Below are 16,586 nucleotides of genomic sequence, written 5' to 3' on the forward strand. Positions count from 1 at the left end.
TTCGCTTTTTCTTGGGTACAGTGTTATTCATAAAATAAGTCTAAATTGTGTAAACTTATTTCAGGACGGGACAGTTTTTAAATAAAAAGCTCGGTTAATTCCGAGCTTTTTGTATCCTTCTCCTATTCTATTAATTTTTCCCAATTAATTTAAATACAATATAGTTTAAGCTCTTATCAGAAAAAATAACCATAAATAGGTATTTTTGTCGTAATGAAAAATATATCAAGCTTACAGAATCCATTCATTAAAAACCTATTTAAACTTCAAGAAAAGTCTAGAGAACGAAAAAAACAAGGACTTTTTATTGTTGAAGGACAACGAGAAATTACTTTAGCCATTAACGGTGGATATACTATTGAAAATATTCTTATAGCTAAAGATATTTTCCAAGAAAAAGAGCAACTTGAAGAAAACCTGAACACAATTCCAACTATAGAAATCTCAAAAGAGATTTATCAAAAGTTAGCGTATAGGAATTCTACAGAAGGAATTATTGCTGTTGTAAAAACAAAAAACACAACCTTTAAAGATTTAAAATTACCTTCAGAAAACCCTGTAGTTTTAGTAATGGAAGGAATTGAAAAACCTGGAAATGTTGGTGCTATGTTACGTACTGCAGATGCAGCAAATGTTGATGCTGTATTTTTAGCAGATCCTAAAAGTGACTTATACAATCCTAATATTATTAGATCTAGCGTTGGTTGCGTATTTACAAATACAATTATTACAGATTCTTCAGAAAATATTATCAACTACTTAAAAGAGCAAAAAATAAATATTTATAGTGCTACTTTACAAAATTCTAATGCATATCATGTAGAAGATTATACTAAACCTACTGCAATTGTCGTTGGTACAGAAGCGACAGGTTTAACACAAGTTTGGAGAGAACAAGCTACACAAAATATTAACATACCTATGCAAGGTGAAATAGACTCTATGAATGTTTCTGTTGCCTGTGCTATTTTAATTTTTGAAACGAAGAGACAACGTAATTTTTTAAACTAAAAACCAAATGAAAACTACATCCCCTTTATTAACCCTATTAATCATTTTATTATTTTCATGTTCTTCAGATAATGAAAATACAGGAGAAAATCCAAATACTGGAAATCCTGGAAGTCAGACTTGTGATGATCCTACAAGTTTTATTTTTAACGAAAAAGATAATTTTGTTCTAGTAGAATTTGAAAACAATGAGTTTCCTTCTGAATGGGAATTAAAAACAAGTAATTCTGCTACAGGAAAAGGATATCATGTTTGGGCTGGAAATCAGTCTTTAGGCACTCCTGGAAACGGATTAGTCGAATTTAAATTAAGCATTAACAATCCTGGTATTTATCGTTTTTTGTGGAATTCTGCTGTAACAACAGGAACAAACGGTTCTGACCATAACGATAGTTGGTTAAAGTTTCCTGATGCAGATGATTTCTACGGAGAAAAAGATGGAAGCAAAATATATCCAAAAGGAACAGGAAAAACTCCAAACCCGAATGGTTCTTCAGCAGACGGATGGTTTAAAGTATACAGAAGCGGAAATGATTTAGACTTTAAATGGCAAGCTGCAACATCAGATAATGATGCGCATAAAATTTATGTAGAATTTAAAAATGCTGGTGTATACAAAATGCAAGTTTCTGCAAGATCTTCAGGACATGGAATAGATAAATTTATGCTATTCAATGAAGCTAATTATAGTCAGAACGAAGCAACACAAAAAACTACGTTTAGTGAAATAACTTGTAACTAAACCTAAAAATTAAGTTGACTAAATCGAAATGAAAGAAGATATTAAAAAAATAAAGTTTAATAACGTACAGAAACCTAACTTTCAATTCGATTTAGTTGAACTTAATGAATTACTGACTCGAGATTTAGACCACGATCTTACACAAATACATAGAGTTGAGTTTTATCATATTTTTTTAATTACAGAAGGTACAGGCTCACACACTATAGACTTTTCTGAATATTCTTACCAAAAAGCAACACTTTTCACCTTAAAAAAAGGACAATTACATTGTTTTAATTCCAACACAAAAGCGAACGGCTACCTTCTTTTGTTTACAGAAAATTTCTTATTAAGCCATTTTAATAAAATAGAAGTTTCTAAATCTATTCAATTATTTAACAACTTATTATCAATGCCTAAGATCGTTTTAGACAATGACGATTTTAATGATATTTTAAGTTTAATAGAACGTATAAAATCAGAATATTTTGACACTTACGATGAATTCTCTGTAGGAATAATTCGTAGTGCATTACATATGATTATCACAAAATTATTTAGAATAAAAACCAGAGATAATCAAAAATTACTTCAAAGAAAATACTTTAATGAGTTTATTGAGTTTCAAAAATTAGTTGAAGAAAATTACACTAAAACAAAAAAAGTAATTGACTACGCTAACATGATGAATTGCTCTACAAAAACATTAAATAACATTTGTCATAATATTATTGGTAAATCTGCTAAAGTTGTGATAGATGAATTAATTATCACTCAAATCAAGCGTTTTTTAATAAGTACATCCTTATCTGTAAAAGAGATTGCTTACAATGTAGGTTTCGATGAACCTTCTAACTTATACAAGTATTTTAAAAAATACACATACATGTCTCCAGAGTCTTTCAGAAAAAACAACTAAACTTAATTTTCCCATTTTTACAGTACAAACAACTTTTTTTACAGGGTTTACACTAGATTAAACTTATAATTTTGAACTCGTTATAAATTATGAATTTAATCTAATGAGAATTAACACCTATTCTACTTTACTAATAGTTACACTAACATTAAGTAATTGTAAAACAACTAACAACGAAATTAAAACAGAACAAAAACCAATAAAAAAAGAAGTAAAAATGGAATTATCAAACAAAGAAAAAGTTGTAGCACTATTAAACAGCTTTAATACCGGAGACAAAACTCCAATCTCTTACATCAATCCTGAAAAATACATTCAACATAACTTAGCTGTTGGTGATGGTTTAGCTGGTTTTGGAGAAATTATGAAAGCTGCTCCTCCACAAGGTTTTAAAGCTAACGTAGTTAGAGCTTTTGAAGACGGAGATTTTGTTTTTACACATACAGAATATGATTTTTTTGGTCCTAAAGCTGGTTTTGATGTATTCCGTTTTGAAGATGGAAAAATAGTAGAACACTGGGATAATCTTTCTGAAGTAACATCAGCAAATCCTAGTGGAAGAACTCAATTCGACGGAACTACTGAAATTACTGATATAAATAAAACTGAAGCTAATAAAGCTGTGGTAAAGCAGTTTACTGAAGAAGTATTAATGAATGGTAAAATGGATAATTTAACAACATTAATCAATCCAAATAAATACTTACAACACAATTCTCAGGTAGCAGACGGTTTAGATGGTTTAGGAGCGGCATTAAAATATTTTGCAGAAAACGGTTTAGTTATGGAGTACGAAAAAGTTCATAAAGTTTTAGGTGAAGGTAACTTCGTTTTAACTTTAAGTGAAGGTAAATTTGGCAAAGGAGACCATGTAGCATATTATGATTTATTTAGGTTAGAAAACGGACAAATTGTAGAGCATTGGGATGTGATACAACCTATTCCGGTAAAATCTGAATGGAAAAATGAAAACGGTAAATTTTAATCCCTATTTTTAAATAATGCTTGTTAAGAGAGTCAGTTTATACTGGCTCTCTTTTATTTTAAATCAGTATGAATTACCTCCCATTTCCTAAACATTTTTGTGTAATACAAATCTTTATAGTAACTTCACTTTACAATCTTAATTTGTATAGAAATACCCCTGTAAATGAAGTATACGGCAACTGTAGAGGAAGAAAACAAAGAAATCGCAAACAGATATAAAGATTTACTAAAAGGTACGTATCAAACCTTATCTGAAGATGATAAGAAATTAATACGTAAAGCCTTTGAAGTTGCTGTTGAAGCTCATTCAAGTCAAAGAAGAAAATCTGGTGAACCTTATATCTTCCATCCTATTGCAGTTGCAAAAATTGTAGCTTATGAAATTGGTCTTGGAGCGACTTCTATTGCCGCTGCCCTACTTCACGATGTTGTTGAAGACACACATTATACAGTTGAAGATATGGAGCAACTTTTTGGTGAAACCGTAGCACGTATCGTTAGTGGTTTAACCAAAATTTCTCGCTTAAAACAAGATCAAGATTACTCTATACAAGCAGAAAACTTCAGAAAAATGCTATTAACATTACATGACGATGTTCGTGTAATTTTGATAAAAATTGCCGATCGTTTGCACAATATGCAAACTATGGATGCAATGCCACCGCATAAACAAGTTAAAATAGCTTCTGAAACATTATACATTTATGCTCCACTTGCACACAGATTAGGATTATATAATATTAAGACTGAACTTGAAGATTTAGGATTAAAATATACTGAACCAGAAGTATACAACGATATTTTAATCAAAATAAAAGAGAGTAAAGAAGAACAACAAAAATATATAGATCTTTTCAACTCTAAAATTAGAGAAGCCTTAGATAAAGAAGGATTTAAATATGAAATAAAAGGTAGATTTAAATCGATATTCTCTATCAGAAGGAAAATGCGTAAGCAAAATGTTTCTTTCGACGAAGTGTACGATAAATTTGCTATTCGAATCATTTACACTCCTACTTCCGATGATGAAAAATTCGATGCTTGGAAAATTTACTCTATTGTAACCGACTTTTATAAACCAAATCCTGCTCGTTTACGAGATTGGATTTCTCAACCTAAATCAACGGGTTATGAAGCGTTACATATTACTGTAGTTGGACCAGAAGCTAAATGGGTAGAAGTTCAAATTCGTTCTCAACGTATGGACGAAATTGCTGAAAAAGGTTACGCAGCCCATTTTAAATATAAACAAGGAAATGTTCGTGAAAATGGTTTAGAAGGTTGGTTGAATAAACTTAAAGAAACCCTAGAAAACAATACGTTAAATGCTGTAGATTTTGTTGAGGATTTTAAACTGAATTTATACGCTAAAGAGATTTATGTTTTTACTCCTAAAGGAGATTTAAAATCTTTACCAAAAGGAGCTTCTGCTTTAGATTTTGCATTTGCTATTCATACTGATGTCGGATTAAAATGTAGAGGTGCTAAAGTAAATGGTAAACTTGTTCCCTTAAGTCATGAATTAAAAAGTGGTGATCAAGTTGATATTCTAACTTCTGCTACAAACAAACCTAACTCTCGTTGGTTAGATTTTGTAATGACTGCAAGGGCTAGAACAAAAATAAAATCTGCTCTTAAAGCCGATGAAAAGAAAATTGCTGAAGAAGGAAAAGCAATTTTAATGAGAAAGTTAAGACACTTAAAAATTAACTACGACGAAAAGTTAGTACATGAAATAGCAAGCTTCTTTAATTTGCAAACTAGTTTCGATTTATTCTTTAGAATTGGAAACGGAGCTATCGACAATACTCAACTTAAAGAGTTTGTTGCACAACGTTCTAGTCCAATTATGAGTTTCTTAAAGAATCCTTTCAAAAGAAATGCTCATAAAAATGTTACTGATAATGAAGAAGTAACAGACAAATACGACGCTTTAGTTTTTGGTCAGGATGAAGAAAAACTAGAATATTCACTTTCTGTTTGCTGTAAACCAATTCCTGGAGATGCCGTTTTTGGTTTTGTAACCATTAATGACGGAATTAAGGTTCATAAAAACAATTGTCCGAATGCCATTTCTTTACAATCCAATTTTGCGTATAGAATCATTAAAGCAAAATGGATAGATTCTACAAAACAAGAATTTTCTGCTATTTTAAAAATTAGTGGTGTTGATAATAAAGGAATTGTAAATAATATTACTCGAATTATTTCGAACAATATGAATGTTTATATAAATAGCATTAACATCTCTGGAAATGCTGGAATTTTTGAAGGTAAAATATCACTTACTGTAAAGAATAGAAACCAGTTAACTAAGTTGATTAACAACATTAAAAAAGTAGATGGAGTTCAAAAAGTAACTCGTGTTAATACTTTGTAAATATTATTCCTTACATCATTACTTTTTATATCAAGAAATAAACGTAAATTTGTCTTTTGGTAAAATTCTAGATATATGAGTAGCACGGCTGAAAATCAAGAAATCGTAAAAAAAGTTTTCACTTCTTTCTTAGAGGAAAACAAGCACCGTAAGACACCTGAACGTTACGCTATTTTACAAGAAATTTATGATGCCGACGAACATTTTGATATCGAATCTTTATATATCAAAATGAAAAATAAAAACTATCGTGTTAGTAGAGCAACACTTTATAACACAATGGATTTACTTTTAGATTGTGGTTTAGTTCGTAAACACCAATTTGATGGACAATCTATGGCACGATATGAAAAAAGTTACTTCGATAAAAATCACGATCACGTTATTTTAACTGACACAGGAGAAGTAAAAGAATTTTGTGATCCAAGAATTCAAATTATCAAACAAACAATTGAAGAGGTTTTCGATATAGATATCCATAACCATTCTTTATACTTCTACGGAACTAAGAAAAAACCGAATTAAACTTTAAATACACATAACACAACACACTAATATAATGGCAGTAGATTTATTACTAGGCTTGCAATGGGGAGATGAAGGTAAAGGTAAAATCGTTGACGTTCTTACTCAAAATTACGATATCATCGCTCGTTTTCAAGGTGGCCCTAACGCTGGTCATACTCTAGTTTTCGACGGAAACAAGTATGTTTTACATACTATTCCTTCAGGTATATTCCACAAAACAGCTTTAAATGTAGTTGGTAATGGAGTTGTTATCGATCCTGTAATTTTTAAAAAGGAATTAGAAAATTTAGATCAACATAATATCGATTATGCTGGTAAACTTTTAATTTCTAGAAAAGCACATTTAATTTTACCAACACATAGATTATTAGACGCAGCTTCTGAAACTTCTAAAGGAAAAGCTAAGATTGGTTCTACTTTAAAAGGAATTGGACCAACTTACATGGACAAAACAGGAAGAAACGGAATGCGTGTAGGTGATTTAGAATTAGATAACTGGAAAGAAAAATATAAAGCATTAACAGAAAAGCATATTAAAATGCTTAATTTCTTTGATGTTGATATTCAGTATGATCTTGATGAGTTAGAACAAGAATTCTGTGATGGAATTGAAAAATTAAAATCATTACAATTTATCGATTCTGAAGCCTTTTTAAACAACGCAATGAAAGAAGGTAAAAAAATTCTAGCGGAAGGTGCTCAAGGATCTTTATTAGATATTGATTTTGGAACATATCCGTTTGTAACTTCAAGTAATACTACAGCTGCTGGTGCTTGTACTGGTTTAGGTGTTGCTCCAAACAGAATTAAAGAAGTTTTCGGAATTTTTAAAGCATACACAACTAGAGTTGGTTCTGGTCCATTCCCTACTGAGTTATTTGACGAAGTTGGAGAAACTATGGGAAAAGTTGGACACGAATTTGGTGCTACAACTGGTAGACCAAGACGTTGTGGTTGGTTAGATTTAGTAGCTTTAAAATATGCTGTTGAAGTAAACGGAGTTACACAATTAATGATGATGAAAGGTGATGTACTTTCTGGTTTCGACACTTTAAAAGTATGTACTGCTTACAAATATAAAGGAGAAGAAATTACGCATTTACCATATAATATTGAACCTGAAAATGTAACCCCAATTTACTCTGAATTTAAAGGTTGGGAAGCTGATTTAACTGGAATGACAGATGAAAAGTCTATGCCAGAAAACTTAGTTAATTACATCAACTTTATTGAAAAAGAAACAGGTGTACCGATTAAGATTGTATCAGTTGGTCCAGATAGAAAACAAACTATCGTAAGATAATTCATAAAAAAAAGAGTTCTTTTCAGAACTCTTTTTTTTATTTAGTTATTGATGTTTCAGTAGCGTAACTTTCGCATTGTTGTAATGTTTCTAAAACATCATCTAAGGTAGTTCTTGGATTAATTAAACACATTCTTAAAACCACTTGTTTATTTAAAACCGTAGTAACAAAAACTGCTTCTCTAGAATCCATTACTTTCTTAGAAATTTCTTGATTAATTTTATCTATTTCTTCTTCAGAATACTGTTTATCAATAGGATTATATCTAAAATTAATTACAGCTAAAGTAGCAGGAGAAACCACTTCCCATACCCTACTCTTTCGTAAATAATCTTCAACTTGTTCAGTTAAATCAATATTATACGTAATTGCCTTTCTAAAAGCTTCTAAACCGTAAGTCTTAATAGACATATAAAATTTTAAGGCACGTAAACGTCTTGTTAACTGTACTCCATAATCATAGAAATTAATTTCAGATTCATTTCCTTCTATATCTCTTAAATACTCAGGTTTTTCACTAAATGTACTACTTAACCAAGAAGCATCTTTCACTAATAAACACCCAATTTCATAAGGTTGAAAAAACCATTTATGTGGATCTACGGTAAGTGAATCTGCTCTTTCAATTCCTCTTAACATTCGCTTTCCTTTTTTAGATAAAATAGCTGCTCCTCCATAGGCTCCATCAATATGCATCCAAATATTTTCAGCTTCACAGATATCTGCAATTTCATCTAAAGGATCTACAGTTCCTGTATTTGTAGTTCCTGCATTTGCAATAAAACAAAAAGGTTGTAAACCTTCTAGTTTATCTTTAGCAATAGCATTTTTTAATTTGTTTACACCTAACCTAAATTCAAAATCAGTAGGAATAATACGAATTTGTTCTTTTTTAAATCCTAATACTCGAATTGCTTTAATATTAGAAGAATGCGCTTGGTCTGAAAGGTAAATTACTGCTTTAGAGAAATCATCTCCACACTTTTGTCTTCTAGCAGTTACTAATGCTGTTAAATTCGCCATAGAACCACCACTCGTAAAAATTCCTCCACCTTTTTTTACAGGAAAATCATACATTTTTAACAACCAGTTAATCGTTACAATTTCTAACTCTGCAGCTGCAGAAGAAACCAACCATCCACCAGAAAAAATATTAAATCCTGTTGCTAAGGAATCCGACATTGTGCTGATAAAGTTACTTGGTCCAGGCACAAATGAATAAAATTTAGGATGTGATGCTATTGTACTATTTGGCACAACATTTTGCATTACAAAATCTAATATTTCATTAGCATCAGTAGGTTGCTCTGGAGCTTCTTGTAAAAATATAGCATCTAATTCTTTACGGTTCTTAAATTCTGGAACCGGTTTCTTTTGATTCATGCTATCCCAATGTTCAGCAATTAAATCTACTATTTTATATCCATAAGACTTCATCTCTTCTAAAGATAGATCGAAGTAATTTTCCATGTTTGTCATTAAATTTGTTGCAAAATTATACTTCTTTTAACGAATAGAAATAGGAATTCAAACTAATTTTATAACATCATTTAGAAATTTGGCATGTTCTTTTCTTTATTTTTGTGCATTAAATTGAAAAATTTTGAAGAGAATACTTCTTTTTATTTTAATAATAACTTCATTACAAATTTGTTCTCAAAATAAGAGAATAAAGATACTATCATCTAAAATCTCAACTTTTGATGAAAAAAGATGGCCTGGAGCAACGATATTAATAGGAAACGTTAAAGTAGCTCATGAAGGAGCGACACTGGATTGTAAGCGAGCTCTTTTATACAGAGAACAAAATATTTTTAAAGCTATTGGTGAAGTAGTTATCGAACAAGGTGATAGTATTATTCAGTACTCTGACTTTGCCAATTACGATGCAAACACCAAAATTGCAAAATCTTGGGGTAATGTTGAAGTAAATGACAAAGAAATGAAGTTAACTACAGATACTTTATACTTTGATAGAAGCCAACAAAAATTATTTTACCCAGCAAAAGGAACAATCAGAGATAAAAAAAACACTTTAAAAAGCGATAGAGGGACTTATTATTTAAAAGACAAAAAATTTACTGCTAAAACTCAAGTAAATGTTCTTAATCCTGATAATGAATTAAACTCAGATCATTTAGATTATTATACGAATACAAATTTGGCTTATGTTTATGGTCCATCAACAATTTTTAACTTTAAAGATAGTACAAAGGTTTATGCTGAAAGAGGTTTTTTCGATACCAACACAGATATTTCATACTTTGTAAAAAACGCAAAATTATATTTAAAAGATAGAACTGTAGCTGCCGATAGTTTATATTACGATAAAAGAAAAGGATTTGCTTCTGCAAACAATAAAATTAAAGTGATTGATACTGTTCAAAAAATGGTAATTAAAGGAAATTATGCTGAAATTTTTGAACTAAAAGATTCTATGTTTATTGTAAAGAAACCCGTTGCTATTTCTATTATGGAAAAAGACTCTCTTTACATTCATGGTGACACTATATTAGTTACCGGAAAGAAAGACAACAGAATTGTGAGAACTTATCATCATGTAAAAATTTTCAAATCAAATTTACAAGGTAAATGTGATTCTATACACACAAACCAAGCTACAGGTTTAACCCGAATGTTTAAAAATCCTGTTTTGTGGTCTGGTAAAAGTCAAATTACAGGTGACAGTATTCAATTTACAACTCATAAGGAAACAAATAAACTTGATTCTCTTCGTGTGTTAAGAAACGCATTTGTTATAGAGAATGATTCTTTAGATCCAAAAAATTTCAATCAAATTAAAGGTCGAGACATCTTTGGAAAATTTGAAGAAAATGACTTAAAAGTTCTATTAGTAAAAGGAAATGCTGAGTCTTTGTACTACAATCGAAACGAAGAAACGTTAAAACTGGAAACGGTTACTAAAGAAATCGCTAGTGATATTGAATTTTTATTAGAAAATAACGAAGTTATTCAAACAAAATACTTCAAAAAATCTGAAGGAAAAACATATCCTCCATCTGATTTCCCTAGTGATAAAGCTAAATTCGCTGGCTTTATTTGGAGAGAAGATGAACAACCTAAAGTAATGGAAGATATTTTTAAAAGAGATACTCCAAAAGTGAAAACTGAAACTAAAGTAAATTCTGCTGTTCAAAAAGCAAAAGATCAACTTATAAAAGAGAGCAAAAAACGCGAACTACAACAATTAAAGGAAGAAGAGGAATGAAAAATGATTTCTTAAAATATCAGGGACAAACTACTCCTCATCCTTTAAGTATTGAAATATCTCATGCATCTGGAAGCTATATATACAGTAATGATAATAAAGCATATTTAGATTTTGTTGCCGGTGTTTCTGCAAATAGTCTTGGACACAACAATCCAATTGTAAATAATGCCATAAAAGAACAAATAGATCAATACACACATGTTATGGTCTATGGAGAGTTTATTCAAAAACCTCAATTAGAACTTTGCAAAGCTTTAGCCAATACATTACCTGAAAGCTTATCGTGTGTATATTTGGTAAATTCTGGTACAGAAGCAACAGAAGGTGCTTTAAAATTAGCTAAACGTTTTACAGGCAGAACAGAAGTTATAGCGGCTAATAATGCTTACCACGGAAATACTGCAGGAGCTATGAGCGTTTGTGGCGCAGAAGAGCAAAATAGAGCTTTCCGCCCATTAGTTCCTGGTAGTAAGTTTATACAATTCAATAATGAAAATGATCTAAATAGAATTACTAGTAAAACTGCTGGAGTAATTTTAGAAACAATTCAAGGTGGTGCCGGTTTTGTTATTCCAAAAAACAACTTTCTAGCTAAAGTGAAAAAGCGTTGTATAGAAGTTGGTGCTTTATTAATTCTAGATGAAATACAAACTGGAGTTGGAAGAACTGGTAAATTTTGGGGTTTTGAAAACTTCAATGTTATTCCTGATATTATAATTACAGGAAAAGGTCTTGGTGGAGGAATGCCAATTGGTGCATTTATTTCTTCTAAAAAGATTATGGATTGCCTAAAAGACAACCCTAAATTGGGTCACATCACTACTTTTGGTGGACATCCTGTTATTGCTGCTGCTGGATTAGCAACTGTGAATGAAATTAATTCTAAAGCTTTAACTAAAGAAGCGCTTAGAAAAGAACAATTATTCCGCAAACATTTACAACATTCTTTAATAAAAGAAATTAGAGGTAAAGGCTTGATGTTGGCTTTAATTGTAGAATCACCTGAAATTGCAAATACTATAGTTTTAAATACTTTAGAAAATGGTTTAATCTTGTTTTGGTTATTATATGAAAAAAGAGCTGTACGAATTACTCCTCCGTTAACTATCTCAGATGAAGAGATTATTAAGGGTTGTAAAATTTTAACAGAAATTTTAGACAATATAAAAAAGTCCCCTGCGTTTTATTAATACTTTATAGTTGATTGGGGATTTTATTAACTATTGAAATCGGTTTAAGAGATTTTTCTTAGCCGATTTTTTTTTACATATGTTAAACAAAAGGCTCTAAGACCAAGCAAATCAAGGATAAACATTTTTTGTCTAAACAAGTTAATTTGTTTAATTTGGAACACACAAATTTTAGGTTTATATGTCGATTGAAATTACGCGTTTATTTGACTTTCCATACTACCAATTGGAAAAGTACAATCTTGAAAAATCACTAACTACTAAGTATAACGGAAAATGGGAATCCGTTTCTACAAAAGAATACATTGATAAAGCTAACGCTATAAGTCGTGGACTTTTAAGATTAGGTGTTCAACCTAATGATAAAATAGCTATTATCTCTACAAATAACTGCACAGAATGGAATATTTGTGATATAGGTATTTTACAAACAGGAGCTCAAAATGTTCCTATATATCCTACAATCTCTAAAGAAGATTACGAATATGTTTTAAATCATTCAGAATCTACGTACTGTTTTGCTTCTGATGAAATGATTATAGAAAAACTAAATCAGATTAAAGGAAATACAAAATTAAAGGGAGTATTTACTTTTGATCAAATCGCTGGAGAAAAAAACTGGAATGAAGTTTTAGAGTTAGGAAAAGATGAAAGCAATCAACAAGAAGTTGAAGAAAGAAAAGCTAATGTAAAACCTGAAGATTTAGCTACATTAATATATACTTCAGGAACTACAGGTAGACCTAAAGGTGTAATGCTTTCTCATAACAATATCGTTTCAAATGTTTTAGCAAGTTCTTTACGTGTACCTGTAGATCAAGGACAAGGTAAAAGTTTAAGCTTCTTACCAGTTTGTCATATCTTCGAACGTATGATCTTGTATTTATATCAATACTGTGGTATTTCAATCACTTTTGCTGAATCTATTGAAAAATTAAGTGAAAACGCACAAGAAGTTAAACCTAATGTAATGACTGCTGTTCCTAGGCTTTATGAAAAGATTTATGACAAAATCTATGCTAAAGGAACTGAATTATCTGGTATTAAAAAAGCTTTATTTTTCTGGGCTATAGAACTTGGATTAAAATATCAACCATATGGAGCTAACGGTTGGTGGTATGAAAAGCAATTAGGTATCGCTAGAAAATTAATTTTTTCTAAATGGCAAGCTGCTTTAGGAGGAGAACTTAAAATTATGGTTTCTGGTAGTGCTGCTTTACAACCGAGATTAGCTAGAGTTTTTGCAGCTGCTGGAATGCCTGTAATGGAAGGTTATGGATTAACTGAAACTTCTCCTGTTATCTCTGTAAATGATGAAAGGAATGGTGGTTTTAAAATCGGAACTGTAGGAAGATTAATTGAAGGAGTTGAAGTTAAAATTTCTGAAGAAGATGAAATTTTAGTAAAAGGACCTAATGTTATGATGGGCTACTATAAAGATCCAGAAAAAACTGCTCAAGTTTTAAAAAATGGTTATTTCCATACTGGTGATAAAGGTAAAATTGAAGACGGATTCTTAAGTATTACTGGACGTATTAAAGAAATGTTTAAAACTTCTGGTGGTAAATATGTTATTCCTACTTTATTAGAAGATAAATTAAAGCAATCTCGCTTTATCGAACAAGTTATGGTTGTTGGTGAAGGTGAAAAAATGCCTACAGCTTTAATTCAACCTAATTTTGAATTTGTAGGTGAATGGGCTAAACGTAATAATATCAATGCTACTTCAGAAAAAGATTTGGCTAGTAACGAAAAGGTTATCGCTAGAATCCAAGAAGAATTAGATGAATGTAATTGTCACTTTGGAAAATGGGAACGTATTAAACGTTTTGAGCTTACTCCTGAGCAATGGACAATTGATGGCGGACATTTAACTCCAACAATGAAAATGAAACGTAAAATCATTAAAGATATTTACAAAGATCTGTACGAAAAAATGTACGACAGAGCTTAACAATAAAAAAGCCTTCTCTAATCGAGAAGGCTTTTTTTATCATCATTAGTATTCTTCTATATTAAAAACAGATATTTTATTATCTGGAAGTAACTTTACTATTAAAACCATTGAAGCTTGTTCAAACTCTAGCAAGTAACAATTTCCTAATTCACCTTCCATCCAAAATTCTGTGGAAGTAATCTTACCTAGCTCTTCTTGGTAAGCTAAAATAGATTTCTCAAAGTTTTCTAAACTATTTTCTTTTTTTAAAGTCTCTGAAAATAAATTATAAATACTTTTTACATCCTTAGTATTTATCAAATTCGTAACCTTTTCAACTAATTTTTCATAATCAGCATCTGCTTGAGAAAAAGATACTTGACTAAAGCATAACAACAAGATTATGCAAATCATTTTCTTCATAAATCTATGAATATTTCTGTTAATATTGGGGCTTTAATAAGTTATAACTAACTATTAATCAATTATAAATATAATATTTAACTTTTAATTTCAAGTTAATATGTACAACTATTTAATTAAGAAACAGAAAGTATTTTAAAGTCACTTTTTCTCTTTTTTTATGTAATAATTATTGTCTATTGAAATACTATTATAATTAATATTTACTTTTTTCCATGATGTTGTGGGGTGTAACGTAGTTTCTTTACCATCAAATTTCGTTCTTAATGGCATATCAAAACCTTTAACAACATTACTCCATTTGTAAAAAAGTTGTTTGTTTTCAACTTTATATTCAAAAGAAGGAATTTGTACAGTTCTTAAATACTGATCGAAAACTTTAGATAAATCAATTCCAGCCATTTTACTGATATAATTTTCAATTTCTTCAGTAGTAACTGTCTTATGAAAAAAAGTTTTATTTAAACCTCTTAAAATCTCTCTCCATTTTTCATCGTTATTAATTATTGTTCTTATTGTATTAATCATGTTTGCTCCTTTATAATACATATCCCCTGAACCTTCATGATTTACATTATAAACACCAATTATTGGTTTGTCATTAGCAATACTTCTTCTTGTTCCAATTACATATTCTGAACCTGCTTTTTTTCCATAGTAATATTCTAAAAATAAACTTTCAGAATACGCTGTAAAGCTTTCATGAATCCACATGTCAGCAATATCTTTATTGGTAATGTTATTTGCAAACCATTCATGACCAGCTTCATGAATAATGATAAAATCAAACTTAAGTCCCCAACCTGTTCCAGATAAATCACTTCCTTTATATCCTTTTAAATATTTATTCCCATAAGTCACAGAACTTTGATGTTCCATTCCCAAATACGGTACTTCTACTAATTTAAAACTATCCTCATAGAAAGGATATTTACCAAACCAATATTCAAAAGCTTTCATCATTTTTGGTGCATCTGTAAAATGTTCTTTAGCTTCTTCTAAATTATCTTTTAAAACATAATAATTCATATCTAACTCCCCTCCTTCTCCATTAAACTTTTCAGAAAAATTGGCATAATCTCCTATATTCACATTTACTCCATAATTGTTAATTGGATTCTTTACATACCAATGATAACTTGTTGTGTTATCTTTATGTTCTTCTACTTTACGTAATCTTCCATTAGCAACACCTGTTAAATCCTGTGGTACTCTAACACTTATAGCCATACTATCTACTTCATCATACATATGATCTTTATTCGGCCACCATACACTAGCACCTAAACCTTGACAAGAAGTCGCTACAAAATGTTTTCCATTCATATCTTTTTTCCAAGAAAAACCTCCATCCCATGGTGCATTTCTAGCGGATTTAGGTTTTCCTTCATAATACACAGTAATTGAATTTTCTTCTCCTTTTTTCTGCTTCTTTTTTAAGTTTACAAAATGTGCATTTATATCTGAAGTAAATTTTAATTCTTTTCCATCTTGGGTAATTTTGGTAATTTTTAAAGGCGGCTGTAAATCAACTTGTAGTGTTTGAGATGAGTTTAAAACCTTATATCTAATTTCATTTTTTCCTTTAATAAATTTCTTATCTGGATCTACAGCAACATCTAAATGATAAAATGTTAAATCCCACCAAGCTCTTTCAGGAGTTATACTTCCTCGTAAAGTATCTTGTTTTGAAAATTTATGGCCATGACTAAACAAACCATCTTGTGCGTTAACAGCGTATAAAAAACATATAAAAACTACTAAAAAGCTACTTCTTTCTTTAATCATTATTTAAAAAATTTTGTAATCACGAAGATATTGTATTTGTAAAACATAACTACAGATTACTATGAATAATAAAGTTTATATAAAAAATTAAGAGAATTCCTAAAAAGATTATAGTCTTTAAAAAGGATTCAATATTTTTGAATCATCTAAAAAACAAACAATTC

At 30.1% G+C, this 16,586-nt stretch carries 13 protein-coding genes; 10 read left to right on the forward strand and 3 right to left on the reverse strand.

Annotation, left to right across the window (positions count from 1 at the left end):
- Positions 1-213 precede the first annotated feature (213 nt).
- The 7 genes from Q1A46_RS10195 (at position 214) to Q1A46_RS10225 (ending at position 7,852) form a co-directional block, all read left to right on the forward strand.
- A complete protein-coding gene (locus Q1A46_RS10195; RefSeq protein ID WP_299677677.1) occupies positions 214-1,011 on the forward strand; it encodes an RNA methyltransferase in 798 nt (265 codons plus the stop codon).
- 7 nt (positions 1,012-1,018) lie between these two features.
- A complete protein-coding gene (locus Q1A46_RS10200; protein ID WP_299677680.1) occupies positions 1,019-1,753 on the forward strand; it encodes a hypothetical protein in 735 nt (244 codons plus the stop codon).
- Between the two features lie 28 nt (positions 1,754-1,781).
- The gene (locus Q1A46_RS10205) at positions 1,782-2,654 is read left to right on the forward strand and encodes a helix-turn-helix domain-containing protein (RefSeq protein WP_299677683.1); all 873 of its coding nucleotides are present in this window, start codon (positions 1,782-1,784) and stop codon (positions 2,652-2,654) included.
- A gap of 103 nt (positions 2,655-2,757) precedes the next feature.
- Positions 2,758-3,639, forward strand: a complete 882-nt coding sequence (locus Q1A46_RS10210; RefSeq protein ID WP_299677686.1) for a nuclear transport factor 2 family protein — start codon at positions 2,758-2,760, stop codon at positions 3,637-3,639.
- Between the two features lie 165 nt (positions 3,640-3,804).
- Positions 3,805-6,021: a bifunctional (p)ppGpp synthetase/guanosine-3',5'-bis(diphosphate) 3'-pyrophosphohydrolase gene (locus Q1A46_RS10215; RefSeq protein WP_299677689.1), complete on the forward strand. Its 2,217-nt coding sequence runs from the start codon at positions 3,805-3,807 to the stop codon at positions 6,019-6,021.
- A 75-nt stretch (positions 6,022-6,096) separates the two neighbouring features.
- A complete protein-coding gene (locus tag Q1A46_RS10220; RefSeq protein WP_095072286.1) occupies positions 6,097-6,546 on the forward strand; it encodes a Fur family transcriptional regulator in 450 nt (149 codons plus the stop codon).
- A 34-nt stretch (positions 6,547-6,580) separates the two neighbouring features.
- A complete protein-coding gene (locus Q1A46_RS10225) occupies positions 6,581-7,852 on the forward strand; it encodes an adenylosuccinate synthase (RefSeq protein ID WP_299677692.1) in 1,272 nt (423 codons plus the stop codon).
- 37 nt (positions 7,853-7,889) lie between these two features.
- Here Q1A46_RS10225 and Q1A46_RS10230 read toward each other — a convergent pair whose 3' ends face one another.
- Positions 7,890-9,332, reverse strand: a complete 1,443-nt coding sequence (locus Q1A46_RS10230; RefSeq protein ID WP_299677695.1) for an aspartate aminotransferase family protein — start codon at positions 9,330-9,332, stop codon at positions 7,890-7,892.
- A gap of 124 nt (positions 9,333-9,456) precedes the next feature.
- On the opposite strand from Q1A46_RS10230, the gene Q1A46_RS10235 reads away from it, so the two are divergent.
- From Q1A46_RS10235 to Q1A46_RS10245, 3 genes are all read left to right on the forward strand, one after another.
- Positions 9,457-11,082: an OstA-like protein gene (locus tag Q1A46_RS10235; protein ID WP_299677698.1), complete on the forward strand. Its 1,626-nt coding sequence runs from the start codon at positions 9,457-9,459 to the stop codon at positions 11,080-11,082.
- Positions 11,079-12,275, forward strand: a complete 1,197-nt coding sequence (locus Q1A46_RS10240; RefSeq protein WP_299677701.1) for an aspartate aminotransferase family protein — start codon at positions 11,079-11,081, stop codon at positions 12,273-12,275. Before Q1A46_RS10235 ends, Q1A46_RS10240 begins: the two co-directional genes overlap by 4 nt.
- 181 nt (positions 12,276-12,456) lie before the next feature.
- The gene (locus Q1A46_RS10245) at positions 12,457-14,229 is read left to right on the forward strand and encodes a long-chain fatty acid--CoA ligase (RefSeq protein ID WP_299677704.1); all 1,773 of its coding nucleotides are present in this window, start codon (positions 12,457-12,459) and stop codon (positions 14,227-14,229) included.
- 45 nt (positions 14,230-14,274) lie between these two features.
- On the opposite strand, the gene Q1A46_RS10250 is transcribed toward Q1A46_RS10245, so the two are convergent.
- Both Q1A46_RS10250 and Q1A46_RS10255 read right to left on the reverse strand, forming a co-directional pair.
- Positions 14,275-14,634, reverse strand: a complete 360-nt coding sequence (locus Q1A46_RS10250) for a DUF3887 domain-containing protein (RefSeq protein WP_299677707.1) — start codon at positions 14,632-14,634, stop codon at positions 14,275-14,277.
- Between the two features lie 141 nt (positions 14,635-14,775).
- Positions 14,776-16,422 carry a M1 family metallopeptidase gene (locus tag Q1A46_RS10255; RefSeq protein WP_299677710.1) on the reverse strand — a complete coding sequence of 549 codons (1,647 nt, stop codon included), beginning with the start codon at positions 16,420-16,422 and terminating at the stop codon, positions 14,776-14,778.
- Positions 16,423-16,586: the final 164 nt, after the last annotated feature.

The organism is uncultured Tenacibaculum sp., assembly GCF_947502995.1.
GTDB lineage: Bacteria > Bacteroidota > Bacteroidia > Flavobacteriales > Flavobacteriaceae > Polaribacter.